The sequence below is a fragment of the Pseudophaeobacter sp. 1A16562 genome, from assembly GCF_041008785.1.
GTDB lineage: Bacteria > Pseudomonadota > Alphaproteobacteria > Rhodobacterales > Rhodobacteraceae > Phycobacter > Phycobacter gallaeciensis_A.
The window spans coordinates 1-26,581 of record NZ_JAXGFT010000012.1; the positions used below are offsets into that span (position 1 = coordinate 1).

Consider the following 26,581-nt stretch of genomic DNA (forward strand, 5'->3'; position numbering starts at 1 on the left):
GGCGCCTGATAACAACCCCAACCGGGCCCCCCCCCGCGCCCGCTGGCCCCCTGCACTTGCGCACCCCCCCCTTCCGGGCGTGGGCCCGGCCCGCGCCCACCGCGGGCGGCCGGGCCCAACTCGCACGGTCTGATTTTCAATCAGGTCTTGCGCGGCGGGAGCATCTCCCTGCTTGAACTGCCTCTCCGTCAGGCCTACATTTTTAGCGAACAGAACCACGAGGATCCCACGCAATGCCCATGCAGGCCCATGAAATCGAAGAGCTTCTGCGCGCATCCTTTCCCGATGCCCAAATCCAGGTCGGTGGCACCGACGGCGTGCATATGTCCGCGATGGTCGTCGATGAAAGCTTTCGCGGCAAGAACCGTGTGCAGCAGCAGCGCGCCGTTTACGCGGCCCTCAAAGGCAAAATGGACGGCGCCAATGGTGAGTTGCACGCCCTCGCCCTGACCACCAAAGCGCCCGAGTAGCACACATGTCGCTGTTCATGTCCTTTCTGGTGGTCGGCGTTATTGTGATGACGGCAGTTGTTGCCGTCATCGGTCAACGACGCGCACCAACGGAAGAGGACGACAGCGACCCGGACTATCACACGCTGCGCTCGGACTATCAGTCCGGCATGGGCGGTGGATCTGTCAGGACCTGGAAGGTCCCCAAGGACCCGCAGGAATATGCCCGCCTCTTTGTTCCCAAAGACAAGAGCTGAGCGCGCAGAGCCTCACACATCCGTTCCCCGGCCCGGATTGGAATTCTCCACATTATTCCTTATATCTCGGGCAGCAGAACAACGGCACATCCGCCAGAAGGAAACGCAACATGAGCGACGCAAAAACCCGCATCGACGAAACCGTCAAATCCAACGACGTGGTGCTTTACATGAAAGGCACCAAGGACATGCCGCAGTGCGGCTTCTCTTCCCGCGTGGCCGGTGTTCTGAACTACATCGGCGTTGACTATACCGACGTCAACGTGCTGGCCGACGAAGAGATCCGCGCCGGGATCAAGGATTACTCGGACTGGCCGACCATTCCACAACTTTATGTCAAAGGCGAATTCGTCGGCGGCTGCGACATCATCACCGAAATGACCCTCTCCGGTGAGCTCGACGGCATGTTCGAACAGAACGGCGTCAGCTTTGACAAGGCCGCGGCGGATAAGATCCGCGAAGCCAACGGTTAAGCCGCACGACCAGACAACATGAAAAAGGCCTGTCCGCAGCACGCGTGACAGGCCTTTTTGCGTTTCGGATTCGCACATTCGGCGAGCGACATCGAAAACCGATCGCCCCCGACAGCACAGCGCCCCGCCGCCTATTGCGCGGCAGAGGCTTTTTCTTCGATCTCCTGCGCCATGGCTTCGGCGCGGGCGGCCAGTTCGGCCAGGGTTTCAGCCACCTGAGGGGGCACGACAGGTACTTCAATCCGCTCCGGCTCCGGCGCGGGCTGTGCCTTCAGCGCGGCCAGTTCCGCCTCGCGCTCAGCCAGGACCGCCTCGACTTCCTTGATGCGGTCCTCGACCGCTGCGGTCTTGTCCGCCAGCATCAGCCCCGCCATCAGCAGCATGCGCGCTTCGGGCATACGGCCAATCTGGTCCGACAGCACCTGCGCCTCATCATCCAGCATCTTGGCGGCAGAATGCAGATAACTCTCCTCGCCTTCCTGGCAGGAGACCTCGAAACCGCGGCCGCCAATATGAATGGTCACTTCGGGCATCAAATTTCCTCTCCTTCGGGCAGGTTGGGCGCTGCCGCCAGCAGCGGTTCAAGCCGGGCCAGAACCGCGTTCACCTGCGCCTTGTCACTCGCCTGCGCCGCGCGCAGACCGTCGATCTCGGCGGCCATCGCCGCATTGATCAGCCCTGCATCGCCCAGCCCTTCGGCATTGGCTTCGCGCAGGGCAGCGTTGGATGTGCGGAGCTGTTCGTTGGCCAGGCGCAATTGCTGCAATTCCGTGTCCAGTCGCTGCAGCACCTCCTCGTCAGTGCCGCCGCTTTCACCATCTGCAGTTTCGGAAGCGGACGTTTCCTGAACGGATCCGGCTTCAGCCAGCTGAGCCGTGAGTTCCGCATTGGCGGCCTCGAGCTGTTCAATCCGGTCCTCGAGGCTTTCTTTCTCGGTGGCCGCCGAATTGGCTGCGCCTTCCATCTGCGCCTTCAGCCGCGCCACTTCCTGTTTCAAGGCTTCGGCCTGCGGGGCATTTGCAGCCTCATTCCGCAATAGCTCGAGCTCGGCCTGCATTGCAGCGATATCACCCGAGGCATCTGCCGTAGACGCCGCCGGTGCCTGCTCTTCCAGCTCTTTCAACCGCCCGCGCAGGACCTTGACCCGTTCGGTCAACTGGGCATTGGCGACCCGTTCTTCGTCCAGCGCCTGTTCCAGCGCGCTGGTATCGGCCGCCGCAACGGCCTTGGCCTCGGCCGAGCTGCGCGCTTGTTCAAGTGCGCCGACACCCGTCCCGATCCGGTCCATTGCGGCCAGGATCCGGCCCTGCAAGTCTTCAATCTGCTTCATGCCTGTCCCTCACCCGTCCATCTCGCTGGCGCGATCTTCGCGCTGCCTCCTGCCGTGCCGGTTTGCACCTCTGCTTTGCACCGCTGTGCGAATCGCACATGCCTGCCGATCATACGCGCAGCTTCACCCTTGCAGGAGTAAAACACCGCCTCTTTGCTTTCAAGCACTTGCAAGCGGTCCTTCGCGTTCGAAACACAGAAACGCCTGCCAACGCTTGATCTTTGCCCCATCACTGGTATTCAGCGGCTCATCAGCCTGCCAACCTAAAGGAACAGTTCAGTGGATCTGACAGCCCTGCGCACCGCAAATCCCGAGCATTGGAACAAGGCCGCGGCCATTCGCGCCCTGACCCTTGATGCCGTCGCTGCCGCAAACTCCGGCCACTCCGGCATGCCGATCGGCATGGCCGATGTGGCCACCGTCCTGTTTGAAAAGCACCTAAAATTCGACGTAAAGGCCCCAAAATGGGCCGACCGTGACCGGTTCATCCTGTCGGCAGGCCACGGCTCCATGCTGATCTATTCGCTTCTCTATCTCATGGGCGACGAGCAGGTGACGCTGGATCAGATCAAGAACTTCCGTCAGATGGGCGCGCTGACCGCGGGCCATCCGGAAAACTTCCTGATCGATGCGGTGGAAACCACCACTGGTCCGCTGGGTCAGGGCATCGCCAACGCCGTCGGCTTTGCCATGGCCGAAGAAATGCAGCGCGCCCATTACGGCAAGAAGGTCGTCGATCACAACACCTATGTAATCGCAGGCGACGGCTGCCTGATGGAGGGCATCAGCCAGGAGGCCATCGGCATTGCCGGTCGTCAGAAACTGGGCAAGCTGATCGTGCTGTGGGACAACAACAACATCACCATCGACGGCACCGTTGAGCTGTCCGACCGCACCAACCAGATCCAGCGCTTCAAGGCCTCCGGCTGGCACGTGCAGGAAATCGATGGTCACGATCCCGAAGCCATCGACGCGGCCATCACCGCCGCGAAGAAGGCGCAGAAACCCTCGATGATCGCCTGCAAGACGCATATCGCCCTTGGCCACGCCGCGCAGGACACCTCCAAGGGTCACGGCGCACTGACCGATGCCGAGCAGCTGAAAGCCGCCAAAGAAGCCTATGGCGCTCCGCTCGGCGCCTTTGAGGTCCCCGCCGAGGTCAAAGCCCAGTGGGAAGCCATCGGCACCCGTGGCGCCGCTGACCGCGCGGCCTGGGAGGCGCGCTTTGCCGAGCTGTCCAAGCAGAAACAGGAGCGGTTCAACCGCGCCTACGCGCTGGAAGCGCCGAAAAAGCTCTCTGCTGCAATCAAGGCCCTGAAAAAGCAGATTAGCGAAGAGCAGCCTAAGGTCGCCACCCGCAAATCCAGCGAAATGGCGCTGGCGGTGATCAACCCCTTGATGCCGGAAACCGTGGGCGGCTCGGCCGACCTCACCGGCTCCAACAACACCAAGACCGGCGATCTCGGCGTCTTTGACACCGACAACCGCAAGGGCCGCTACGTCTATTGGGGTATCCGTGAGCACGGCATGGCCGCTGCGATGAACGGCATGACGCTGCACGGCGGCATGCGCCCCTATGGCGGCACCTTCTTCTGCTTCACCGATTACGCGCGTCCGTCGATGCGTCTGGCGGCGCTGATGAAGACCCCGACCGTCTTTGTCATGACCCATGATTCCATAGGTGTTGGCGAAGATGGCCCGACCCACCAGCCGGTCGAACACCTGGCGATCTGCCGCGCAACCCCGAACACCTATGTGTTCCGCCCCGCCGATACGGTAGAGGCTGCAGAAGCATGGGAAATCGCGGTTACCGCCAAGGAAACGCCCTCGGTCATGGTGCTGACTCGTCAGAACCTGCCCACCGTGCGCACCGAGCACAAGCTGAGCAACCTCACCGAAAAGGGCGCCTATGTCCTGGCCGAGGCTGAAGGCAAGCGTCAGGTGATCCTGATCGCCACCGGTTCTGAGGTTGCGCTGGCGATGGAAGCCAAGGCCAAGCTGGAAGCCGAAGGTATCGGCACCCGCGTCGTCTCCATGCCCTGCATGGAGCTCTTCGCTCAGCAAGACGAAGCCTACCGCCGCAAGGTCCTGCCCGCAGGCCCCGTGCGTGTTGGTATCGAGGCCGCCGTGCGCGCCGGTGGCTGGGACCGCTGGCTGCTGGGAGAGCGTGGCCAGGAGAAGAAAGCCGCATTCGTGGGCATGGACCGGTTCGGCGCCTCCGCGCCGGCAGATGAGCTGTTCGAGAAATTCGGCATCACCGCAGAGGCCACCGTTGCAAAGGCAAAAGAGCTGCTTGGTTGATCTGCGGACCATCCGATCAATGAGACCAGAGGCGCCCCAACTGGGCGCCTCTTTTCATTTCCGACCCGTGAAGTGTGAAGCAAGAACAGACGTCAAGCTGTTGAGGCCAGGTCACAATATCGAAAGCACCGGATAACCCCGATGTGGCAACACTTGCGAATTCATAAATTTGGATGGGGTTGAGGCTGGTACCCAAGGCCGGACTCGAACCGGCACGCCCGTTAAGGCGGGGGATTTTGAATCCCCTGCGTCTACCATTCCGCCACTTGGGCCTCGGGGCTGTTGTTACCCAAGGCGGCAGATGAGGTCCAGAGCCAAACGCTGCCACATGGCATAATTCTGTGCAAACGCCTCTCGGTCCCCACCCGCATGTTGACCTTGCCGCGCCTGCGTGCAACCTCGGCGCCACTGGGGTTAAGGGCGGATGGTCAATGTTACGCAGGCTATATGATCGCACGATGGCGCTGGCGGATCATCCGCGGGCGCTGTGGTGGCTGGCCATCGTTTCTTTTGCCGAAAGCTCGGTCTTTCCGATCCCGCCAGATGTGCTGATGATCCCGATGATTCTGGCGCGCCCCTCGCGGGCCTGGTTGATTGCTCTGGTGGCGCTGATCTCTTCGGTTCTGGGCGGGCTTCTGGGCTATGCCATCGGTGCCTTCTTCTACGAAGGCATCGGTCAGCCCATCCTTGAGATGATGGGTAAGGCGGATGCCATGGAGGCCTTTAACACCCGGTTCAACGACTTTGGCTTCTGGGCGGTTCTGGGCGCGGGCATCACACCATTCCCGTTCAAGGTGATTACCATCATGTCCGGCTGGACCGGCATGCCGCTGGTGACCTTCGTTGCAACCTCTATCCTCGCGCGATCGCTGCGGTTTTTCGCGGTTGCGGCGCTGCTGCGCCTGTTCGGCGCGCCGGTACGCGCCTTTATCGAGCGGCGGCTCGGTCTTGTTTTCACGGCCTTTGTCGTGCTTCTTTTCGGCGGCTTTCTTGTGGTGAGATACCTATGACGTTCAGAACCTTCCTGATCCTGATTGCAGCAGGCGGATCCGCTGCCCTTTTGCTGGGGGCCTTTGGCTTTCAGTACATCGGCGAGATGCCGCCGTGTAAAATGTGCTACTGGCAACGCTATCCCCACGCCGCCGCCGTTGGCATCGGGGCGCTGGCGATCCTGATACCGGTCGCGGTGTTTCCCTACCTCGGCGCGTTGGCAGCGCTGGCGACCTCAACCATCGGGGCCTATCACGCCGGTGTCGAACAGGGCTGGTGGGAAGGACCGAGCGCCTGCACCTCGGGATCGATTACCGGGCTGACACCTGATCAGTTGATGGAGCAGATCATGGCCGCGCCGATGGTACGCTGCGATGAAATCCCGTGGGAGATGTTTGGCCTGTCGATGGCGGGCTGGAACGCGGTGATTTCTGCCGGACTGATGCTGATCTGGATTGCGGCCGCGCGGCAGCGTCGCTGAACACGACGAAACGGCAACGGGCGGTGCCCCCGCCCTGCCCCGCTCAGGTCTCTTTCTTGGTGGCCAGCAACAGATTGGTTTCGCTGGTCGACACCCCATCAAAGTTACGGATCTTCGCAAGCGCAGAATCGAGCGTCTCCAGCGTTTCCGTGCCGAGTTCCACGATCAGGTCCCAGCGGCCGTTTGTGGTGTGGATTGCACGCACCTCTGGCAGACCATGTAATTGCCGCGTGATCCGGCTGGCACCGCGTCCCTCGATCCCGATCATCATCAAGCCGCGCACAGGATCCCGGAGAACGTCCTCCTTCAGGACCACCGTAAATCCCAGGATGTCACCCCGCGCCTGGAGCCGTTCGATGCGCGCCCGCACCGTGGTGCGTGACAGGTTCAGCTCCAGCGCCAGATCGGACAGGGACGCCCGTGCATTGTGGCGCAGTGCCGCGATCAGCCTTTCATCCGTTTTGTCCAAATCCACCTCCATTACGTGAAATTGCTGCGCATTATGGCCAAAATATTGACTTTAATCCACCCCGAATTGGAGCTTCCCTGAAGGCTCGACACAATCGTGATGGAGATCCTTCCCCCGTGAGCACACAGAACTGCATTCTGATCGGCGCGCCGGTCGACAGTGGAAAACGTCGCGCCGGCTGCCTGATGGGACCCGATGCCTACCGCACTGCCGGATTGTCCAAGGCTTTGACCGATCTGGGCCATCAGGTGACGGACCTTGGCACGGTGACACCCGCAGCGCACCCGCCGGAGGAGGCGAACTCGCGGCTGTTCTCGCTGAACCAGACCATCGGTTGGACCAGCGCGCTCCGCGATGCTGCTGCATCCGCAATGGAGCAAGGCTTGCCAATTTTCCTTGGCGGTGATCACGCGCTGTCCCTTGGCTCGGTCATCGGTGTGGCCAATTACGCCGCCCGGCAGAACCGGCCCCAATTCGTGCTGTGGCTGGATGCACATACCGACTTCCACACGCCGCAAACCACCGACAGTGGCAATCTGCACGGCACGCCGGTTGGCTATTTCACCGGTCGCGAAGGCTTTGACGGGTTTCCCGCCGTGACGGATCCGGTGCCTGAGGAGAACGTCTGCATGTTCGGCCTGCGGTCTGTTGATACGCCGGAGCGGCAGGCTTTGGAGGGCAGCCGGATCCGTCGCCACGATATGCGCGACATTGACGAAAACGGTATCACTGGCCCCTTGGCCGCGTTTCTGGACCATGTGGCAGCCCAGAACGGCATGCTGCACGTGTCGCTGGATGTGGATTTCCTCGACCCCTCTGTCGCCCCGGCGGTGGGCACCACGGTGCCCGGCGGCGCCACGGTGCGCGAAGCGCATCTCATCTGCGAAATGCTGCATGATTCCGGGTTGATGACCTCGCTCGACCTTGTCGAACTCAACCCCTTCCTCGATGAACGCGGCCGCACCGCGCATCTGATGGTCGATCTCTGCGCCTCGGCCCTGGGCCGTCGCGTCTTTGACCGCCCCACACGGAGCTACCAATGACCAACCTCAACCCTTCCGCCAAGGCCATGGTGCCTTTTGTCAGCGTCGACAACATGATGCGCCTGATCCATCACACCGGCGTGGAAACCATGCTGCGCGACCTTGCTGCCTATGTCGAAGAGGACTTCCGCCGCTGGGAGCTGTTCGACAAGACCCCGCGCGTGGCAAGCCATTCGGACGTGGGTGTGATCGAGCTGATGCCCACCTCGGATGGGGAGGCATACGGATTCAAATACGTCAATGGTCACCCAAAGAACACCTCGGAAGGGCTGCAGACCGTGACCGCCTTTGGCCTCTTGGCGGATGTTTATACCGGCTATCCGGTGCTGCTGACGGAAATGACGATGCTGACAGCACTGCGCACGGCGGCGACCTCGGCCATGGTGGCCAAACATCTGGCGCCGAAGGGCGCAGACACCATGGCGATGATCGGAAATGGCGCCCAGTCAGAGTTCCAGACTCTGGCGATGAAGGCGATCTGCGGGCTGAAATCCGTGCGCCTTTATGATCAGGATCCCAATGCCACCGAAAAATGCGCCCGTAATCTGGCGGGCTGCGGTCTTGAAGTGGTGAAATGCAAAACCCCCGAAGAGGCCATCGAAGGCGCGCAGATCCTCACCACCTGCACCGCGGACAAACAATACGCCACCATCCTCAGCGACAATATGGTCGGCCCCGGCGTACACATCAACGCCATCGGCGGTGACTGCCCCGGCAAGACGGAACTGGCGGCTGGTATCCTGTCCCGGTCGGATGTCTTTGTGGAATTCCCACCGCAAACCCGCATCGAAGGCGAGATCCAGCAAATGCCCGAGGATTTCGAAGTCACCGAAATGTGGCAGGTGATCACCGGCCAGAAGCAAGGACGCCGGGACGACCGGCAGATTACCCTGTTCGACAGCGTCGGTTTCGCCATCGAGGATTTCAGTGCCCTGCGGTATATCCGCGACCAGATCAAGGACAGCGAATTCTTCATCGAACTCGACATGCTGGCAGACCCGGACGATCCGCGCGATCTGTTCGGCATGCTGCAACGGGCCGGAACCGCGCACCCCGCATAAACGGCGGGTCAGGCCTCCAGTTCGGAATCCCAGTAAAGAAAGTCCATCCAACTGTCGTGCAGATGGTTGGGTGGAAACTTGCGCCCGATGTTACGTAGCTCCTCGGCGCCGGGGCGTTTGGGCGCCTTGCGCAGGTGCATCCCGGCCCGGTGCAGCGATTTTGACCCCTTGCGCAGGTTGCACCTTGAACAGGCCGCGACGACGTTTTCCCAGCTGGTCACGCCGCCAGCAGCGCGGGGCACCACGTGATCGAAGGTCAGATCCCCCCGCGCGCCGCAGTACTGACAGCAGAATTCATCCCGCAGAAATAAATTAAAGCGCGTGAAGGCCACGCGCTTTTGAGGTTTGACATAATCTTTGAGGACGACAACCGACGGTATTCGGATCTGCGTACTCGGGCTGTGCACCACGGTGTCATACTCTGCCACGATCGCCACCCGGTCCAGCCAGGCTGCCTTGACCGCATCCTGCCACGGCCACAGCGACAGCGGATAATAGGAAAGCGGCCTATAGTCCGCATTCAGTACCAAGGCCGGGTGCTGTTTCAGCGCCCCGGGGTCCCGTACAAAGTCTGTTCTGAAATCGCCGTCCATTCTAAACGTCTTCCTCGCCCTGCCTGCCCGTTACCTGACACCAGAGCGGGGAACCCGCCCCAGTCTGAGATTAACTATATATCGCGGTAGAAAGCTGGCAAGCCCCTTGCGCGCTACAACATCTCGAAGTCAGGCATAGGCCGATTCCGTGACAGACAGGTAACGGGCCTGCTCAAGAAACTTGCGCCTTTCACATGCGAGGCCTATTGCGGCGCCATGACCCGGCTTATCCGCTTTAACAAACCCTTTGACGTTCTGCCCCAGTTCACCGACCGCAGCACCGAGGGCGGCCCCCGCAAGACGCTGAGCGATTTCATCGATTGCCCCGGCGTTTACCCTGCGGGCCGTCTGGATCGTGACAGCGAGGGGTTGATGCTGCTGACGGATAATGGCCGTCTTCAGGCTTGGATCAGCGATCCGCGCAACAAGATGGCAAAGACCTATTGGGTGCAGGTCGAAGGCACACCGGATGAGGCCGCGCTGCAGGCCCTGCGGCAGGGGGTGGAGTTGAAAGACGGGTTGACCAACCCCGCCAAGGCGCGGCGGATTGATGAACCTGCGGGCCTCTGGGCACGCACTCCCCCGATCCGGGTCCGCAAATCGGTGCCCGATGCATGGATCGAGCTGACCATTACCGAGGGGCGCAACCGGCAGGTCCGCCGGATGACCGCTGCGGTCGGCCACCCCACCTTGCGGCTGATCCGTTTTGCTATTGGCGCCTGGACCCTGGATGGGCTGGCGCAGGCCAAATGGGAAGATCTGGAACCGCCAAAGGTCCCGGGACGACCAAAACCCGCACAGCTACCCAACCGCCGCGCGCAGGCCCGCCGGGCCAAGGAAAAAGCCAAAGACACCGAGCAAAAGAAAACGGGCGGCAAGCCCCGAAAGCCCCGCCGCCCGTCCTAAAATCTTCCTGTTCGGCCCCTCCGCCGGTCAGAGGCTCAGCTTGTCCCGCATGAAGGCGAGCGCGACGCTCAGCCCGTCGGGCGCAATGCCATGGCCGGTGCCCTTCTGAATATGGGCAAAAACGTCCTGAAATCCGGCTTCCTGCAGAGCCTCGGCGGCCTCGGGCAGGGATTGCACCGGCACCACGTCATCCGCATCGCCATGCACGAGCAGCACCGGCATCCGGCTAACCACCTCGTCCTTAAAGGTGTCTGGGCTCAGCAGACGACCGGAAAAGGCAACGATCCCGGCCACCGGATCCTCGCGGCGCGGTGCCACGTGCAGGCTCATCATGGTGCCTTGCGAGAAGCCGAACAGCACCACCTGCTCGGGCAGTACGTCCTCATCCACCATCAGCGCGTCGAGGAAGGCATTCAGATCCTCGACGGCGGCCTGCATGCCGCGCATGCTTTCTTCCTCGGAGGATCCATCGATCCAGGGGATCGGGAACCACTGATAGCCCATCGGCGCCCCGGCGCAGTTTTCGGGCGCATCAGGCGCCACGAACAGCGTGTCCGGCAGGTGCTCGGCCAGCGGATCAGCCAGCCCCAACAGGTCGGCTCCATTGGCGCCATAGCCATGCAGAAACACCACAACCGAGCGGGTTGAGCCGGAAAGCGGCTCTTTGCGGCCAGCAGTCAATACACGAGTCATCGGATCCCTTCCCTGTCCTTCTTCACATGGTAATAGGCCCAGAGAACCCGTGCCGCAACCGCGCGCCAGGGCGACCAGTCTTCGGCCATTTTGCGCAAGGCGCGTTCCTTGGGACGTTCCGGCAGATCGAACAACAGCCGCGCGCCCTCCTGCAAGGCCAGATCGCCGGGCGCGAAGACATCCGCCCGCCCTAGCGCAAACATTGCATAGATTTCCGCAGTCCAGACCCCGATGCCGGAAACTTCGGTCAGGATCGCCACGACTTCCGCATCCGGTTTACTCCGCAAGGCATTGAAATCGATAGAGGCCTCCGCCAAAGCCCGCGCATAGCGGACCTTTTGACGGCTAAGCCCGGCTGCGCGCATTTCCTCGTCGCTGGCCGCGATGATCGCATCCGGTTCGGTCAGCCCCGCATTGGACATCCGGGTCCAGATCGAGGCCGCCGAAGCAATGCTGAGCTGCTGGCCCACGATGGCATTCAACAACTCCGCAAAACCATCAGGATGGCGCCGCAGTGGCAAAGTTTCGATCTGGGCCAACGCATCGGCAAAGCGTGGGTGCCGCGCCGCCAGCCATTCCGCGCCCTCGGTAACGCATGCATCGCTGTGAATAATCCGGCCAACACCGTGTTCCGTGATGACACGGCTTTCTGTATCTGTGTGTGACGCCACGTCACGTTTCCTTCATCTGTTAATTTTCACAAAACTGCCGACGGAGCCCGATGAGGCGCGCCTGGCGTCTTGTTCCCGCTCACATTCAGGGTTACGCATCCCACATGACACAGACCATGACCACCCCCACCGACGACAGAGTCGCCAAGAAGAATGTTGCCATTCTCGTGATGGCGCAGGCCTTCCTCGGCGCTCAGATGCCGATGATCTTTACCATTGGCGGCCTCGCGGGGCAGTCGCTGGCCTCCAACCCCTGTTTCGCCACCTTGCCGATCTCACTGATCGTCGCCGGGTCGATGATGGCAGCAACGCCGATTTCGGCGATCATGCAGCGCTGGGGCCGCCGCGCGGGCTTCTTTACCGGAGCGCTGTTCGGAGCGCTCGGCGGCATCGTTGGCGCCTATGGTCTCTATCTCGGCTCATTCCCTGTGTTCCTGCTCGGCAGCCTTCTGACTGGTGTCTACATGAGCGCGCATGGTTTCTACCGCTTTGCTGCCGCCGATACCGCGTCCGAAGAGTTCCGTCCCAAGGCGATTTCCTACGTGATGGCGGGCGGGCTTTTGTCGGCCATCATCGGCCCACAGCTGGTCAAGGCGACCAGCCAGGCCTTTGTCATCCCCTTCTTCGGAACCTATATGGCGGTGATCGCGGTCAACGTGCTGGGCGCGGCGCTGTTTCTGTTCCTGAACATCCCGAAACCGCCGGTCCCCAGCCATGACGCCCCCAAGGGCCGCAGCCGTGTCGAGCTGCTGAAAACCCCGGTGATCGCGGTGGCGGTGATCTGCGCCATGGTTTCCTACGCGCTGATGAACCTGGTGATGACCTCGACCCCGCTGGCCGTGGTCGGCTGCGGCTATACCGAAGGCAACGCTGCCGATGTGGTGACCTCTCACGTGCTGGCGATGTATGTGCCCTCCTTCTTTACCGGTCACCTGATCGCGCGTTTCGGCGTGGAGAAGATCGTTGCCGCGGGTCTGGTCATTCTGGCCGGCGCGGGCGCCGTGGCGCTACAAGGCGTCGACCTCGGAAACTTCTTCATCGCGCTTGTCCTGCTTGGTGTTGGCTGGAACTTCGGCTTTATCGGCGCGACCACCATGCTGGCGGGCGCGCATGAGCCGCACGAACGTGGCCGGATGCAGGGTCTGAACGACCTTCTGGTCTTTGGCGGTGTCACCATGGCCTCGCTCGCCTCGGGCGGTCTGATGAACTGTTCGGGCGGCTCGCCGGTGGATGGCTGGAGCGCGGTCAACATGGCGATGGCGCCCTTCTTGGTGCTGGCCGGTGGCGCGCTGGTCTGGCTCGCCCTGCGGCCCAAGCGGGTCTGACAGTTTCATTCAGCCAAAATTCAAAAAGCCGCCCCGTGGGGCGGCTTTTTTGTGTTCGCTTGCAGAGACCCACGGGCTCAAACGCACCCGTCTACCAGCGCCCCAGTGCGGCCCGCATCATCAACCCGCTGCGGCGGCGGAACTCGCTGGTGCCAAGCGTACCTGCTGCCACCCGCTCCGGCTCGCGCATTGCTTGTTTCAGAATGCTGCGCGCTTGCCAGCCCGCCAGCATCCCCGGGGCCGCTGCACCCGACACGCTACCACGGGACCGCCGCGCTTGCTCAAGGTATTGGTATCCCTTTTCCGCCAGCTGCTGCACACCCTTTGGTGTGCCATCCAGTAGCGGCACGCGCTTTTGTTTCTCCAGCTCGGGGATCGCGCGCAGCCAGTTGGCAATGCCCATCCCGCGCCCAAAGGCGCGCACGGTTTCTTCCTCCGCATCCCCCAATGAGGCCGCCGCCATCCACAACAGGCTGCCCGAGGTGGCATCGATATAGGTATCAAACGCCGCCTCGTCCTCGAACGGATCGCGGTAGATGTCCCAGCGCCGCGCCTCGGCCATGGCGTCGATCTCTTTCGCCAGTTCGGGCCGCAGCAGCCGCCCCAGCGGGGTCGCCACATAGTGACGGCGCACCTGCTTCGCCTCTGCGATTTCGGCGCCGACATCGCGCCACCATTGCACCCGCATCTCTGCGATCATGCTTTCCTGGCTGGCCCAGGGCGCGCGGGAGAGTTCAAGATTGAAGGCATAAAGCGCGAACAGAAGCGGACGCGCGGCAACGGGCGCCGCCATGGTCGCCATGAAGCGGTCCGGATCGCCCTGCCGGACCAACTCGGCGCAGCCTTTCAGATCGTCGTCAAATTCCATTTAGGAACTCCTTCACGGCCATTGCAGTTTCCGGTGCATCGACGATGCCAAGATGGCCGACACCCGGAATGATGCGATAGCTCCCCCGGTGCGTCACTGGCGCCATCAGTGGCTCATAGCCCTCCGCGACAAAGGCTTCGTCTTTTTCCCCTGCCATTACAAAGAATTCCGGAAGAGCCCTAATGTCCGCCAGATAGTCGCTTCGCGGTGCGTATGAGGTGTTGAGCCGATAGGAATATTCCGTCGTCGCCAGATGCCCCAGCGGTCCGTCCAGAACCTGTTTCGGCATCGCGAACTGGATTACGGTCAGGTGATTGAACCACGTGATCCCCAAGGCATTCAGCATCGAAAGCCCGATGATCCGGCGCGTCAGCGGCTGCGCCCATCCGCCCGAATTCTTGCGAGTTGTCGGGGCGTTATACTTCAGGAACGGCGCCAGAAGAACGGCGCGGTCCAGCATGACCCCATGTTGCCCCCCGGCAAAGCGCACCACCAGCCCGCCGCCCGAGGAATGCCCGAGCAGAACAACTTTCTGCCGCGGTTGCACGCGGGCTGCGATCAGGTCCGCAAGGTCATCCTCCAGCTGGCCAATATACTCCACATCACCACGCCGCCCTGGGGCGGCTCCGTGCCCGCGCAGATCCGGCACCAGAACATGTCCTGCGATGTGCGGTGCAAGCGTGGCATATTGCAGCCCATTCCAGCCGGAACCATGCACCATGACCACCAGCGGCCCGGCGCCGTTGTCGAAGCTGCGCACCTGCAGCGGATAGCCATCCCGCATCGGAACGGTCTCCGGCTCTGGCATGTCCGGCCCCGCAGAGACCGCAGAGAAATCCAGCCTCTTTTCCTGCGCCGCAGGCAGCATATCTGCAGGCCTCTGCGACAGGATCAAAGCAAAGGGCAGCACCGCCGTGATGGCCAGACCGATAGCCGCCGCCCGGATCAGCGCTTCCATCATGCTTCCGGCGCGCAGTCGCGTATCAGCTTCCAGCGGATCGCATCCAGCAGCGCCTCGAAAGAGGCGTCGATGATATTCGGGCTGACGCCGACCGTGGACCAGCGGCGGCCCTGATTGTCGGCGCTGTCGATAACCACACGCGTCACCGCTTCGGTGCCGCCCTGAGTGATGCGCACCTTGAAGTCCACCAGACGCATATCGTCGATCACCTCGGAGTAACGCCCCAGATCCTTGGCCAGCGCCTTCGCCAGCGCGTTGACCGGGCCGCGGTCGCTGCCGGTTTCATCCATGGATTCGCTGACCGACAGGCGTTTTTCGCCGTCCACCTTCACAACAACGACCGCCTCGGAGAGGCTCACCATCTTGTTGTACTTGTTCTTGCGCCGCTCAACCGTGACCTTGTAGCGCTTCACCTCGAAGAATGTCGGCAGTTGCCCCAGCTCCTCGCGCGCCAGCAGCTCAAACGAGGCCTGCGCCGTGTCGTAGGAGTATCCTTCATCCTCACGCGCCTTGATCCGGTCAAGGATCCGTGCCAGTGCCGGATCGCCCTTTTCCACGTTCAGCCCGGCGTCGGTCAGCCGCTTGCGCAGGTTCGACTGACCGGCCTGATTGGACATGGGAATGATGCGCGCGTTGCCCACCAGTTCAGGCTGGATATGCTCATAGGTCGACGGATCCTTCAGGATCGCGCTGGCGTGCAGACCCGCCTTATGGGCAAAGGCCGAGGCCCCGACATAGGGCGCCTGCTTCATCGGCACCCGGTTGAGGATATCATCCAGCATCCGGCTTTGTTGCGTGAGGCTGGTCAGCGCCTCAAGGCTGACGCCGGTCTCGAACTGGCTGGCGTAGGGTTCCTTCAGCAGCAGCGAGGGGATCAGCGTCGTCAGATTGGCATTGCCACAGCGTTCGCCCAGCCCATTCAGCGTGCCCTGCACCTGCCGCACGCCCGCATCCACGGCCGCCAGCGAACAGGCCACGGCGTTTTCTGTGTCGTTATGCGTATGGATGCCCAGACGGTCCCCGGGGATGCCTGCAGCGATCACCTCGGTCACGATGCGATGGACCTCGGCGGGCATGGTGCCGCCGTTGGTGTCGCACAGAACCACCCAGCGCGCGCCCGCATCCAGCGCCGCACGGCAGGCGGCCAGCGCATACTCCGCATTGTCCTTGTAGCCATCAAAGAAATGTTCGGCGTCAAAAAGCGCCTCGCGCCCCTCGGCCACGATATGCGCCACCGAGGCGCCGATATTCTCAAGGTTCTCTTCCAGCGTGATGCCGAGCGCGGCCGTAACGTGGTAATCGTGTGATTTTCCGACTAGGCAGACCGTATCGGTTCCCGCGTTCATCACTGCCGCCAGAACATCGTCATTGGCAGCCGAGCGCCCTGCCCGTTTCGTCATTCCAAAGGCCGCCAGCCGCGCGCGGGTTTTCGGCGCCACCTCGAAAAAGGCACTGTCGGTCGGATTGGCGCCGGGCCAGCCACCTTCGATGTAGTCGATACCGAGATCATCCAGCGCTTCGGCGATCTGCTGCTTTTCCGCGGTCGAGAACTGCACGCCTTGCGTCTGCTGACCATCGCGCAGCGTGGTGTCGTAAAGGTAGAGACGTTCTTTGCTCATTCCTGCCTCGTTGTGTTCGCCGGGCGGCGCCCGGCCCGGGGTGGGCGTAAAGCGCCCGCCCATGGGACGGGTCGGGCGCTGCCCGGAGGCGTGCTCCGGGCGGGTCGGATCAGATCTCGTCCAGCTTGGCCGGATCAAACCCCGGCCCCGGTACCAGTTCGACGCCTGTCTTGCTCATCCGGACTTCCAGTCCTGCGTCCATATAGGCCGTCTTCAGTCGATCCACTTCAGAGAAGTCCTTGGCCTCCATGGCAGTCTGACGGACCTCAAAAAGGCGCGTCTCATGTTTCGTCAAATCAGCCGAAGGAGCATCTGCCCAGTGACCTGTTTCCGGCAGCAAAAGCCCAAGGACATTGGCAGTCGCGACAAAATCTGCTTTGGAAACCGGCCCCTCTGGCGTCTCCACCCCGTTTTCAATAGCCCTTGCCATCGCTCTTAGGCGCTGAATTGCGAGCGGGGTATTTAGATCATCAAATAGAGGTAGCAATTCAATTTCACTGGGCTTTCCGGGCTCGGCATCCCCTGAAATACGCCTCCATTTACGGAGTGTTCTCTCGGCTTGCTCAGCCTTTTCCGAAGTCCAATCCATCGGCTTCCGATAGTGAGTTTCTAAGAACACAAACCGGATCACCTCACCCGGAATACCCTGCTCCAGCAGATCATGCACGGTGAAGAAATTGCCGAGCGATTTCGACATCTTCTTGCCTTCAACCTGCAGCATCTCGTTGTGCAGCCAGTAGTGGGCGAACTCCCCTTCGGGATGGGCGCAGCAGCTTTGGGCGATCTCGTTCTCATGGTGCGGGAACATCAGGTCGTTGCCGCCGCCGTGGATGTCAAAGGTGTCGCCCAGCAGCTCGTAGGACATGGCAGAGCATTCGATATGCCAGCCGGGGCGTCCGCGTCCCCAAGGGCTGTCCCAACCGGGCAGATCATCGGTTGACGGTTTCCACAGAACGAAATCCATCGGGTTCTTCTTATAGGGCGCGACCTCGACGCGTGCGCCCGCGATCATGTCGTCGACCGAACGGCCCGAGAGCTTTCCATAGCCCTCACGCCAGCTGTCGACGGCGAAAAGCACATGCCCCTCGGCGGCATAGGCGTGGCCCTTGGTGATCAGATCCTCGATCATTGCGACCATCTGGGGAATATATTCCGTTGCCCGCGGCATGTGGTTCGGCTCCAGCGCGCCAAGGGCGCCCATGTCATCCAGGAACCACTGGGTCGTCTCGGCGGTGATCTCACCAATCGCGCGGCCGCTTTCGGCAGCGCGCGCGTTGATCTTGTCGTCCACGTCGGTGAAATTGCGGGCATAGGTCACGTGATCCGCACCATAGACGTGCCGCAGCAGCCGATAGAGCACGTCGAACACCACGACAGGCCGTGCGTTGCCCAGATGCGCCCGATCATAGACCGTGGGGCCACAGACATACATCCGCACGTTTTCCGGATCGATCGGAGTGAAGACTTCTTTCTTGCGGGTCTTCGTGTTGTGCAGTTTGATCACCGGTTGGGTCACTGTATCGGTCGTCGTCATGACAGCTCCTTTGACAGGCACGGGCGTGCAGGGCTCAAGGCCAGGCGCACGGGGGCGCAGCGCGGGCTTAGCAAGTTGTCAGTTGGAAGGGAACGACAGAAACCAGCCCGCTGTGAAATTCAGCAGGTAATGCAGCAGCTAATGGAGATAGGCGCGGCGGTTCGGGTCATGGGATGGCTGTTAGCACGCCCCGGCCCCGCCGCCAAGCATTTCGCAATGCTATGCTGGCTCTTTCTGCCCATGGTCTCGCCAACCCTTTGCAGACCCGGTGCCGCCTTCAAAACCGGAACGCGGCCCGCACTGACAGGATATCGCCGCCCTGGCCCGCAAGCGCATTTGCCGAGTCGACATCATGGTGCAGAAATTCGCCGGTCATCTGCAACACCCGGTTCACCGAGACCCGCAACCCGAGACCAAAGACCTGGCTCGGCGCCAGACCAGAGGACGCACCGTGCTGAACCTCGCCCAGCGTGACATAGCCAAGGGCATCGCCAAAATCGTATCCGGCCCGCAGATGCAGCTGCTGACTGTCCGACTGCCTGCCAAGACCAGTAATATCCAGACCGCCGCCCTGACGGACCGTGCCACCAAGGACAAGCTCACCATAATCATGATCGAAGCCCGCCTGCAGCGCGGCAGCCCCGTTTGACTGCAGCCCCGACCGAGCGACATATGCACCATTACCGCCGGATCCCGCCTGCCCCAAAGAGCGTGCCACAAAGGAGGTGGACCAATCCCCTGCCGCTGCGGGAATGGCCAGCGCAAGCCCGGTCATCGCCCCGATGACACTGGTGCTGAGATGATGAAGCTTGAAAACCCCTGACATTGTTTCGGTCCTGTTTTCGCACCCGTATCGGTACGGTATTTTACGCCAGTGATGGCGCGGCATCCCCGTGATCCAGCTTGTCAAAAATCTCTTAACACTTTGTTCCCGTATCGCGTGTGCTGAGGTCATTCCCTCGCAAAATCACCGCTTCGTTATAACGTTTTGAAAACAAGCTACTTTCCCACCGTAAAATTTCCAGAACATTCCCCAGCCCTTGCGCGGCGTCCCCGCGCAACCCTCCATCGTCCGAGCGCGCTCGTGAAATAGATGACGTTTTTTTCACATCGGTCGCAAACACGATAGTTTTGCCTTGTCGCGCTGCCATCCTGAGAGCGTGAAGGGAGGGCGCACGGATGCAGGAGGAGCAATGCTTGGTCAGTCTGGTCTGGCGTACCATCGGCGCCGCGCGGGGTCTTGCCGCGCGCGGTCGGCCAAGATCGGGTTATCCGCTTAACAAAAGAAGGTAACCCTATCTATTCACGGAATTTTCCATGACTTCTGATCCGACAATCCGCACCAATTTACGCAGCGGTGGGCGTGCGGCCCGCCGCGCCGCGCGCGCCGCGCCGCTGGACCGCGCCCTCCGTCCCATCCGCCCCGGTATGTCCGGCGGCGCCTATTCGCCCCTGTCACAGGCCGATGTGGAGAAAATCCACCACGCAGCGCTGGACGCGCTGGAGCGGATCGGCCTTGCCGACGCCCCACAAAGTGGCATTGATAGCCTGACCGCTGCGGGCTGCACGCTGGGCAGCGACGGGCGCCTGCGTTTTCCCCGCGCCTTGGTCGAAGATACCCTGGCCCACGCCAACCGATCCGTCACCCTGTTCAGCCGCGACGGGCAGACCGACCTAAACCTCTCCGGCACCCGGGTGCACTACGGAACGGCGGGCGCAGCGGTCCATATGGTTGACGTCGATGGGCGCGCCTATCGCGAATCCACCCTGCAGGACCTGCATGACGCCGCACGGATCTGCGACGCGCTTGACAATATCCATTTCGTACAGCGCCCCATGGTGGCCCGGGACATTACCGACAGCCGCGAACTTGACCTCAACACCATCTACGCCTGCTGTTCGGGAACCTTCAAACACATCGGCACCTCATTCACCGACGCGAGCTTTGTCACGCCCGCCGTGGAGATGCTGCACATGATCGCAGGTGGCGAGGAGAAATGGCGCGAACGCCCCTTTGTCTCCAATTCCAACTGCTTTGTGGTGCCGCCGATGAAATTCGCCACTGAAAGCTGTCTGGTGATGGAGGAATGCATTCGCCACGGCGTTCCTGTCTTGCTGCTGTCGGCGGGAATGGCTGGGGCCACTGCGCCATCAACCATCGCGGGCGCGATCGTGCAGGCAGTGGCTGAATGCCTGGCAGGGCTAGTTTACGTCAACGCCGTAAGCCCGGGACATCCTGCGATTTTTGGCACCTGGCCATTTGGGCTGGACTTGCGCACCGGCGCTATGACCGGCGGATCGGGTGAACAGGCGTTGCTGACGGCGGGCTGTGCACAGATGCACCGTTTTTACGGCCTGCCCGGCGGCGCGGCGGCGGGGATCGCGGATGCAAAATTGCCGGACATGCAGGCGGGATGGGAGCAGATGTGCTCCAACGTCATGGCCGGCCTTTCCGGCCTCAACATGGTCTATGAGGCCGCCGGAATGCACGCGTCGCTACTGGGGTTCTGCCACGAATCCTTGATCCTTGGCGATGATCTGATCGGCCAAGCCCTGCGCTGCGTGCGGGGGATCGAGGTGACAGATGAAACCCTGGCGCTGGATCAAATCGCCGAGGTTTGCCTTGGTGGCAGTGGTCACTATCTTGGAACGGCGCAAACCCTGTCACGGATGCAGGCCGACCATGTCTATCCAACCCTTGGGGATCGCACCTCCCCCAAGGAGTGGGAGGAAAAGGGGAAGCCGGATCTGTTGCACAAGGCACGGCAGCGGAAGGAGGAGATCCTGTCACGCCGAAGCCCGGCGCGCCTTCCCCCGGATCTGGACCGGGTCATAAGGGAGCGGTTCCTCATCCATTTGCCCAGTTAACACAGCGCGAGCACCTGAGGGTCTCAGGCATTCCGATGCTCGCACCTAGTGTTGGGCTGTCGAATGGTCCATATAGGGGAGCGTCCGCTGCGGAGAAAGCAGCGCCCTGTTGGAGCATACGATGACAACTCCCTCCCAATTATCCGCAATCGTGACCATCCACGATCAGGACCTTCTTCTGCAGTATGAAGCTGAGAACAAATTCCAAACGATTGGGTGCCCTGTCACCTATATGTTCGTAGGCAAAGGGCCGGTAGATAAGGTTCGCGCCATGGATCCCGTCATCATTGCCCGGGAACAGGCTGACAATATTGAGGATTACAAATTCCTCGTAGACTTCACGTCTTGGTACGCCTGCATCAATAACGCTGTCCCCCTGACGGAATTTGTTGCGCTTATTCAATACGATGTAACCGTAAGCGAAAGTTTCTCCAGCGCCACGCTGTCCCAGCTTCAAACCGATCCAGACGCGGTGCTGGGATATAGCCCTGTCCCCATGGCAGATCGGAATTTTATCCGTGACAACATGGGTTACGCGCCCCTGCGTGAGGCCGTGAAGAAGGTGTATGGGTTTGACATCAAACCGATCCTGCGCAGCCACATGGCCTCAGCAACCGACAAGAACTGGCCTGCCACAAACAACGTGGCTATGCGCCGCGATACGCTGTCCGATTTCGTGCGTTGGTTTACGCCGCTTGGCCTTGCGATGGGAAACAGCCGCCCGTCCGGGCATGCGTTCGAGCGCGCCATCAAACTGTTTTGCATTTTGACAGGAAGGCACAACCTGTACGACCGTGAGGTTTTGCAGCATTTCCAGATGAACTCCCACGAAACGCAGGATTTCAAAAAGGATACCGGGCGTCTGCACCAACTGCTGGCCCGAAACTCTAGAGAGCCTTGATCCTTTGGCGCAGGTATTCAAGATAACCTGAAAGGGATGTGGAGGCGGCGAATTTCTGGCGGACATAGCGCAATTCTTTTTGGCGCAGCGATTTTGAGACGCTGGCGCTGACCTGCCCCTCGTGTATCCGGTTCACCACCAGGGTCTGCGGCAGGATCACCGGATCGCCAAGCGCATCCCACAGCCGTTTGTAGAGGTCCACATCCATCAGCCAGATCAGGTTTTCATCAAACAGCTGCATACGGCTGCGCCGCATTGCCAGCACCGATGGGCTTGAGACGGTGTTTTTGCCAAACTGCAGCTTCTCAGTCAGTCGCGGCACCATGGGGCGTTCAACCGCCCCGCCATTGCGGCTGATACCCGAGCCACACAACAGCCAGTCGCCCCCCCCATCCATCGCTTCAACAATATCACCCAAGGCACGGCTTCCATTCAGGAAATCGTCCTGAAAAAGCACTTTGATGATATCACCGGATGCGTGATCCAGGGCATTGTTCACATTGGCCGATGCCTGCCGTGGTGCATCGTGGTTCCAGATGTGGCGTATGGTCAGACGATCCGAGAAAGCGGCGCAGACATCTGCCACCGCCGTGTCATCGGATTGGTCCGAAACGACAACCTCGAAATCGCGAAAGCTTTGCCCTGTCAGAATCTCCAGCGACTGAGCCAGATACTCTGCACCCTTGCCCCCCATGCCATAGGCCGGAATGCAGATACTTATGGCAGGCATGGCGTTTCTCCGGGGCTTGTTGGACTGCACTCTTGGCCTAGCAAAGAGCCGCGCCAAGGCCAAGCGGCAGAACGGGGAAACGGATACCTCACAGGAAAAAGCCCCCTCCGATGCGGAGGGGGCGAGTTTCGCCAATCAGGCTCATTAGTGTACCGCCCGCGTTTTTTTGCCTGGGCCTTCTTGGCGTCCAGGGCGAGCGCACTCGCCCCCGATCTGGTCTCAGCTGCAGCCCGAAGTGGCGCCGCAGGTGTTGCATTTCATGCAGGTGCCGTTGCGCACCAGCGTGTAGTTGCCGCATTCGCCGCAGGCCTCGCCCTCGTAGCCCTGCATCTTGGCCTTGGTGCGGGCGTCCATGCCGGTCACCGTAACCGAAGCCGTTTCCGTCACCGTTGCGCTTTCAGTCACCTCCGGCACCAGTGTTTGCAGCGCAGTCACCGGGTCAGCACCGGTGCCAAGCGGCGCGATCCCGTCCAGCACGGTCTGCCCGCCGTTCAGCACCACAAGTTCCTGCGGCAGACGCTTGCGCAAGTACCCGGTCGAGGAGATCTGCTTCAGCACCTCCAGCGAGCGGGTTGCGGCGCTTTCGCTCAGCTCGGTGACGTTGGAGACGCCCTCTTCCTCACCGCGACCGATATCATCGAATGCGGGGCCTTCGGGTTTCACGTGCGCGAGGTCGGTGCGATCCAGGTAGCTGACCGCCAGTTCGCGGAAAACATAGTCGAGGATCGAGGTTGCGTTCTTGATGCTGTCGTTGCCCTGCACCATGCCCGCCGGTTCGAACTTGGTGAAGGTGAAGGCATCGACGAACTCTTCCAGCGGCACGCCATATTGCAGGCCAACAGAGACGGCGATGGCAAAGTTGTTCATCATCGCCCGGAAGCCAGCGCCTTCCTTGTGCATGTCGATGAAGATCTCGCCAAGGTTGCCGTCTTCATACTCGCCGGTGCGCAGGTAGACCTTGTGCCCGCCGACAACCGCCTTCTGGGTATAGCCTTTGCGGCGCTGGGGCATCTTGGTGCGGTGCGATTTCACCACTTCCTTGATGACCACTTTTTCGACGATCTTCTCGGCCAGGGTGACGGCCTTTTCCGGCTGGCTACCGCTTTCCAGGATCTCCGCCGCCTCATCGTCGTCCTCGACCAGCGCAGCCGCCAGCGGCTGGCTCAGCTTGGACCCGTCACGATAGAGCGCGTTTGCTTTGACGCCCAAGGACCAGGACAGCTCATAGGCCTTCTGGCAATCCTCGATGGTGGCATCGTTGGGCATGTTGATCGTCTTGGAGATCGCGCCCGAGATAAAGCTTTGCGCCGCCGCCATCATGCGGATGTGGCTGTCAACGCTCAGGTAGCGCTTGCCCTTCTTGCCGCAGGGGTTGGCGCAATCGAAGATGTGATAGTGCTCTTCCTTCAGGTGCGGCGCGTTCTCCAAGGTCATGGTGCCGCAGACGTGATCGTTGGTCGCCTCGATATCGGCCTTGGTAAAGCCCAGATGACGCAGCAGATCAAAGGTCGGGTCGTTCAGCTTGGTCGCCGGGATGCCCAGAACACCGGTGCAGAACTCTTCGCCAATGGTCCATTGGTTGAACACGAAACGCACATCAAAGGCGCTTTCCAGTGCGGCGTCGATCTTGGCCAGCTCGTTGGGGCCAAAGCCGTGACCGGCCAGCGAGGTATGGTTGATCCCCGGCGCATTGCCGATGGTGCCGTGGCCGACGGCATAAGCAACGATTTCTTCGATCTGGGCCGAGGTATACCCGAGCCCTTCCAGCGCGGCAGGCACCGAGCGGTTGATAATCTTGAAATAGCCGCCACCGGCCAGTTTCTTGAACTTCACCAAGGCAAAGTCGGGCTCGATCCCGGTGGTGTCGCAATCCATCACCAGGCCGATGGTGCCGGTCGGGGCAATCACGGTGGCCTGCGCGTTGCGGTAGCCGTGCTTCTCGCCCAGTTCCAGCGCCTCATCCCAGGCACCTGCGGCCAGATCGGTCAGGCGTGCATCGGGGCAATTCTTCAGATCGAGCGGCACCGGCGGCACCGCCAGCCCTTCATAGCCGGTTGTCTTCCCCTGGGCGGCGGTGCGGTGGTTGCGCATCACCCGCAGCATGTGGTCGCGGTTCTTTTCAAAACCGGGGAACGGGCCCAGCTCGGAGGAGATTTCGGCCGAAGTGGCATAGGCGACGCCGGTCATGATGGCAGTGAGCGTGCCGCAGAGCGCGCGGCCTTCGTCGCTGTCATAGCCATAGCCCATGTTCATCAAGAGACCGCCGATATTGGCATATCCCAGACCCAGCGTGCGGAAGTCATAAGACCGCTGCGCAATTTCCTTGGACGGGAACTGCGCCATCATCACGCTGATTTCCAGCGTCAGGGTCCACAGGCGGCAGGCATGCATGTAGTCCTCGGCCTGGAACTCACCGTCCTTGAGGAAGGTCAGGAGGTTCAGCGAGGCCAGGTTACAGGCGGTGTCATCCAGGAACATATACTCCGAGCACGGGTTCGATCCGCGGATCTCGCCATCTTCGGGGCAGGTGTGCCAGTCATTCACAGTGTCATGGAACTGGATGCCCGGATCGGCACAGGCCCATGCGGCGTGGCCGACCTTCTCCCACAGATCACGCGCCTTGACGGTCTTGGCAACGCGGCCATCGGTACGGTTGATCAGTTCCCAATCGGCGTCCTTCTCTACCGCGTGCAGGAACGCATTGGTGACGCGGATCGAGTTGTTGGAGTTTTGACCCGAAACCGAGGAATAGGCATCGCTGTCCCAATCGGTGTCATAGGTCGGGAATTCGATCGAAGTGTGCCCCTGCTTGGCGTAATCCAGAACCCGTTTGATATAAGTCTCCGGGATCGCGACCTTTTTCGCTTCGCGGATGGCTTTTTTCAGCCCCTCGTTCTTGCTCGGCTCATAGGCGTCTGCCTCCAGACCGTCCCATTCGCGGATCGCCGCAAAGATGCCGTTCAGCATCTGCTCGTGCATCTTCGAGCCAGCAACGATCGAGGCAACTTTCTGCTCTTCGATCACCTTCCACTGGATGAAATCCTCGATATCTGGGTGATCCGCATCGACGATGACCATCTTGGCCGCGCGGCGGGTGGTGCCACCGGATTTGATCGCGCCGGCTGCCCGGTCACCGATCTTGAGGAAGCCCATCAGGCCCGAGGATTTGCCGCCACCGGATAGAGGCTCGCCCTCACCGCGCAGGTGGCTGAAGTTGGTGCCGGTGCCGGAGCCATATTTGAACAGGCGCGCCTCGCGCACCCAGAGGTCCATGATGCCACCGTCGTTCACCAGATCGTCGGACACGGACTGGATGAAGCAGGCATGCGGCTGGGGGTGTTCATAGGCGCTGTCGGATTTGGTCAGCTTGCCGGTCTTGTAATCGACATAGTGGTGGCCTTGCGCGGGGCCGTCGATGCCATAAGCCCAGTGAAGCCCGGTGTTGAACCACTGCGGCGAATTCGGCGCCGCGCGCTGGGACGCCAGCATATAGCGCATTTCGTCGTAATAGGCGCGGGCGTCTTCCTCGGTCGAGAAATAGCCGCCTTTCCAGCCCCAGTATGCCCAGCCACCGGCAAGACGGTCAAAGACCTGTTTGGAAGAGGTTTCGCCAACAAATTCAACATCAACTCCATCGGGGACCGACCGCCACAGGAATTCTGGCACGCCCTTTTCCCGGACTTTCTTCAGGCGGGACGGAACACCGGCTTTGCGAAAGTATTTCTGGGCGATGACATCGCTGGCAACCTGGCTCCATTCAGCCGGAACTTCGATGTTTTCGAGTCGGAAGACAATGGTCCCGTCAGGATTTCGAATTTCGGATGTAGCCGAGATGAAATCGAGGTCCGCATATGCGTCCTGACCAGATTTGGTGTACTTCCGTTCGATCTTCATGCTCTGCCCCTTCGCATTAGCTCTGTCCCGTCTTTTTGTTGGCCACGTCGTGGCGCAGCCTTGCCATGAAGAAACACAGAAAACAGGCGGCAACTGCTGTCAGAAGCGTGCCAGGGAGCCCTACACCGGCCCCGGTCCTTGGAATCTCTACTAGTGTTTAGTCT

25 protein-coding genes and 1 tRNA gene are annotated in these 26,581 nt (G+C 61.2%); 12 read left to right on the plus strand and 14 right to left on the minus strand.

What is annotated here, in order from left to right; all coding sequences use genetic code 11:
• Positions 1-233 precede the first annotated feature (233 nt).
• The 3 genes from SM764_RS16270 (at position 234) to grxD (ending at position 1,179) form a co-directional block, all read left to right on the plus strand.
• Positions 234-470 (plus strand): BolA/IbaG family iron-sulfur metabolism protein, encoded by a 237-nt coding sequence (locus SM764_RS16270; RefSeq protein WP_065270190.1) that lies wholly within the window; start codon positions 234-236, stop codon positions 468-470.
• A 5-nt stretch (positions 471-475) separates the two neighbouring features.
• On the plus strand, positions 476-706 hold the full coding sequence (locus tag SM764_RS16275; RefSeq protein ID WP_065270189.1) for a hypothetical protein: 231 nt from the start codon (positions 476-478) through the stop codon (positions 704-706).
• A 110-nt stretch (positions 707-816) separates the two neighbouring features.
• Complete coding sequence (gene grxD, locus SM764_RS16280) at positions 817-1,179, plus strand: Grx4 family monothiol glutaredoxin (protein WP_274828054.1); 363 nt, start codon at positions 817-819, stop codon at positions 1,177-1,179.
• Positions 1,180-1,310: 131 nt separating this feature from the next.
• Here grxD and SM764_RS16285 read toward each other — a convergent pair whose 3' ends face one another.
• Both SM764_RS16285 and SM764_RS16290 read right to left on the minus strand, forming a co-directional pair.
• A complete protein-coding gene (locus SM764_RS16285; RefSeq protein ID WP_065270187.1) occupies positions 1,311-1,712 on the minus strand; it encodes a cell division protein ZapA in 402 nt (133 codons plus the stop codon).
• Entirely contained in the window at positions 1,712-2,509 is a 798-nt protein-coding gene (locus SM764_RS16290; protein WP_369002214.1) for a coiled-coil domain-containing protein, read from the minus strand. Before SM764_RS16290 ends, SM764_RS16285 begins: the two co-directional genes overlap by 1 nt.
• A gap of 279 nt (positions 2,510-2,788) precedes the next feature.
• Here SM764_RS16290 and tkt point away from each other — a divergent pair, with 279 nt between their 5' ends.
• The gene (tkt, locus tag SM764_RS16295; protein ID WP_369002215.1) at positions 2,789-4,810 is read left to right on the plus strand and encodes a transketolase; all 2,022 of its coding nucleotides are present in this window, start codon (positions 2,789-2,791) and stop codon (positions 4,808-4,810) included.
• 186 nt (positions 4,811-4,996) lie between these two features.
• Here tkt and SM764_RS16300 read toward each other — a convergent pair.
• A tRNA-Leu gene (locus SM764_RS16300) sits at positions 4,997-5,082 on the minus strand.
• A 159-nt stretch (positions 5,083-5,241) separates the two neighbouring features.
• Here SM764_RS16300 and SM764_RS16305 point away from each other — a divergent pair.
• Positions 5,242-5,820 carry a YqaA family protein gene (locus SM764_RS16305; protein ID WP_274832189.1) on the plus strand — a complete coding sequence of 193 codons (579 nt, stop codon included), beginning with the start codon at positions 5,242-5,244 and terminating at the stop codon, positions 5,818-5,820.
• Positions 5,817-6,281 (plus strand): disulfide bond formation protein B, encoded by a 465-nt coding sequence (locus SM764_RS16310; RefSeq protein WP_368946635.1) that lies wholly within the window; start codon positions 5,817-5,819, stop codon positions 6,279-6,281. The genes SM764_RS16305 and SM764_RS16310 overlap by 4 nt, the downstream gene beginning before the upstream one ends.
• A gap of 43 nt (positions 6,282-6,324) precedes the next feature.
• On the opposite strand, the gene SM764_RS16315 is transcribed toward SM764_RS16310, so the two are convergent.
• Positions 6,325-6,750 (minus strand): Lrp/AsnC family transcriptional regulator, encoded by a 426-nt coding sequence (locus tag SM764_RS16315; protein WP_065273447.1) that lies wholly within the window; start codon positions 6,748-6,750, stop codon positions 6,325-6,327.
• 116 nt (positions 6,751-6,866) lie between these two features.
• On the opposite strand from SM764_RS16315, the gene rocF reads away from it, so the two are divergent.
• Together rocF and ocd are read left to right on the plus strand one after the other, a co-directional pair.
• Complete coding sequence (gene rocF, locus SM764_RS16320; protein WP_369002216.1) at positions 6,867-7,793, plus strand: arginase; 927 nt, start codon at positions 6,867-6,869, stop codon at positions 7,791-7,793.
• Positions 7,790-8,854, plus strand: coding sequence for an ornithine cyclodeaminase (gene ocd / locus SM764_RS16325; RefSeq protein WP_369002217.1), 1,065 nt, complete (start codon positions 7,790-7,792; stop codon positions 8,852-8,854). The genes rocF and ocd overlap by 4 nt, the downstream gene beginning before the upstream one ends.
• 8 nt (positions 8,855-8,862) lie before the next feature.
• Here the strand turns inward: ocd and SM764_RS16330 are convergent, their stop codons facing one another.
• Positions 8,863-9,447 carry an HNH endonuclease gene (locus SM764_RS16330; protein ID WP_065270180.1) on the minus strand — a complete coding sequence of 195 codons (585 nt, stop codon included), beginning with the start codon at positions 9,445-9,447 and terminating at the stop codon, positions 8,863-8,865.
• 216 nt (positions 9,448-9,663) lie between these two features.
• On the opposite strand from SM764_RS16330, the gene SM764_RS16335 reads away from it, so the two are divergent.
• Positions 9,664-10,353: an rRNA large subunit pseudouridine synthase E gene (locus tag SM764_RS16335; protein ID WP_369002218.1), complete on the plus strand. Its 690-nt coding sequence runs from the start codon at positions 9,664-9,666 to the stop codon at positions 10,351-10,353.
• A 27-nt stretch (positions 10,354-10,380) separates the two neighbouring features.
• On the opposite strand, the gene SM764_RS16340 is transcribed toward SM764_RS16335, so the two are convergent.
• Positions 10,381-11,046: an alpha/beta hydrolase gene (locus SM764_RS16340; RefSeq protein WP_065270179.1), complete on the minus strand. Its 666-nt coding sequence runs from the start codon at positions 11,044-11,046 to the stop codon at positions 10,381-10,383.
• A complete protein-coding gene (locus SM764_RS16345; protein ID WP_369002219.1) occupies positions 11,043-11,717 on the minus strand; it encodes a DNA-3-methyladenine glycosylase family protein in 675 nt (224 codons plus the stop codon). The genes SM764_RS16340 and SM764_RS16345 overlap by 4 nt, the downstream gene beginning before the upstream one ends.
• Positions 11,718-11,821: 104 nt before the next feature.
• Between SM764_RS16345 and SM764_RS16350 the strand changes: the two genes are divergently transcribed.
• Positions 11,822-13,042, plus strand: a complete 1,221-nt coding sequence (locus tag SM764_RS16350; protein ID WP_369002220.1) for an MFS transporter — start codon at positions 11,822-11,824, stop codon at positions 13,040-13,042.
• A 91-nt stretch (positions 13,043-13,133) separates the two neighbouring features.
• On the opposite strand, the gene SM764_RS16355 is transcribed toward SM764_RS16350, so the two are convergent.
• The 5 genes from SM764_RS16355 to SM764_RS16375 form a co-directional block, all read right to left on the minus strand.
• Positions 13,134-13,910: a squalene/phytoene synthase family protein gene (locus SM764_RS16355; protein ID WP_369002221.1), complete on the minus strand. Its 777-nt coding sequence runs from the start codon at positions 13,908-13,910 to the stop codon at positions 13,134-13,136.
• Entirely contained in the window at positions 13,900-14,868 is a 969-nt protein-coding gene (locus tag SM764_RS16360; protein WP_369002222.1) for an alpha/beta fold hydrolase, read from the minus strand. Before SM764_RS16360 ends, SM764_RS16355 begins: the two co-directional genes overlap by 11 nt.
• On the minus strand, positions 14,868-16,490 hold the full coding sequence (cimA, locus tag SM764_RS16365; protein WP_274836992.1) for a citramalate synthase: 1,623 nt from the start codon (positions 16,488-16,490) through the stop codon (positions 14,868-14,870). Before cimA ends, SM764_RS16360 begins: the two co-directional genes overlap by 1 nt.
• Positions 16,491-16,599: 109 nt before the next feature.
• Positions 16,600-18,024 (minus strand): cysteine--tRNA ligase, encoded by a 1,425-nt coding sequence (gene cysS / locus SM764_RS16370; protein ID WP_369002223.1) that lies wholly within the window; start codon positions 18,022-18,024, stop codon positions 16,600-16,602.
• Between the two features lie 277 nt (positions 18,025-18,301).
• A complete protein-coding gene (locus SM764_RS16375; protein ID WP_369002224.1) occupies positions 18,302-18,850 on the minus strand; it encodes a hypothetical protein in 549 nt (182 codons plus the stop codon).
• 491 nt (positions 18,851-19,341) lie between these two features.
• Between SM764_RS16375 and SM764_RS16380 the strand changes: the two genes are divergently transcribed.
• Together SM764_RS16380 and SM764_RS16385 are read left to right on the plus strand one after the other, a co-directional pair.
• Positions 19,342-20,892: a trimethylamine methyltransferase family protein gene (locus SM764_RS16380; protein ID WP_369002225.1), complete on the plus strand. Its 1,551-nt coding sequence runs from the start codon at positions 19,342-19,344 to the stop codon at positions 20,890-20,892.
• A gap of 121 nt (positions 20,893-21,013) precedes the next feature.
• Positions 21,014-21,793: a hypothetical protein gene (locus tag SM764_RS16385; RefSeq protein WP_369002226.1), complete on the plus strand. Its 780-nt coding sequence runs from the start codon at positions 21,014-21,016 to the stop codon at positions 21,791-21,793.
• Here SM764_RS16385 and SM764_RS16390 read toward each other — a convergent pair.
• Positions 21,780-22,523: a glycosyltransferase family 2 protein gene (locus tag SM764_RS16390; RefSeq protein ID WP_369002227.1), complete on the minus strand. Its 744-nt coding sequence runs from the start codon at positions 22,521-22,523 to the stop codon at positions 21,780-21,782. The two genes, SM764_RS16385 and SM764_RS16390, sit on opposite strands and share 14 nt — an antisense overlap.
• A gap of 219 nt (positions 22,524-22,742) precedes the next feature.
• Positions 22,743-26,417 (minus strand): vitamin B12-dependent ribonucleotide reductase, encoded by a 3,675-nt coding sequence (locus SM764_RS16395; RefSeq protein WP_369002228.1) that lies wholly within the window; start codon positions 26,415-26,417, stop codon positions 22,743-22,745.
• Positions 26,418-26,581 lie beyond the last annotated feature (164 nt).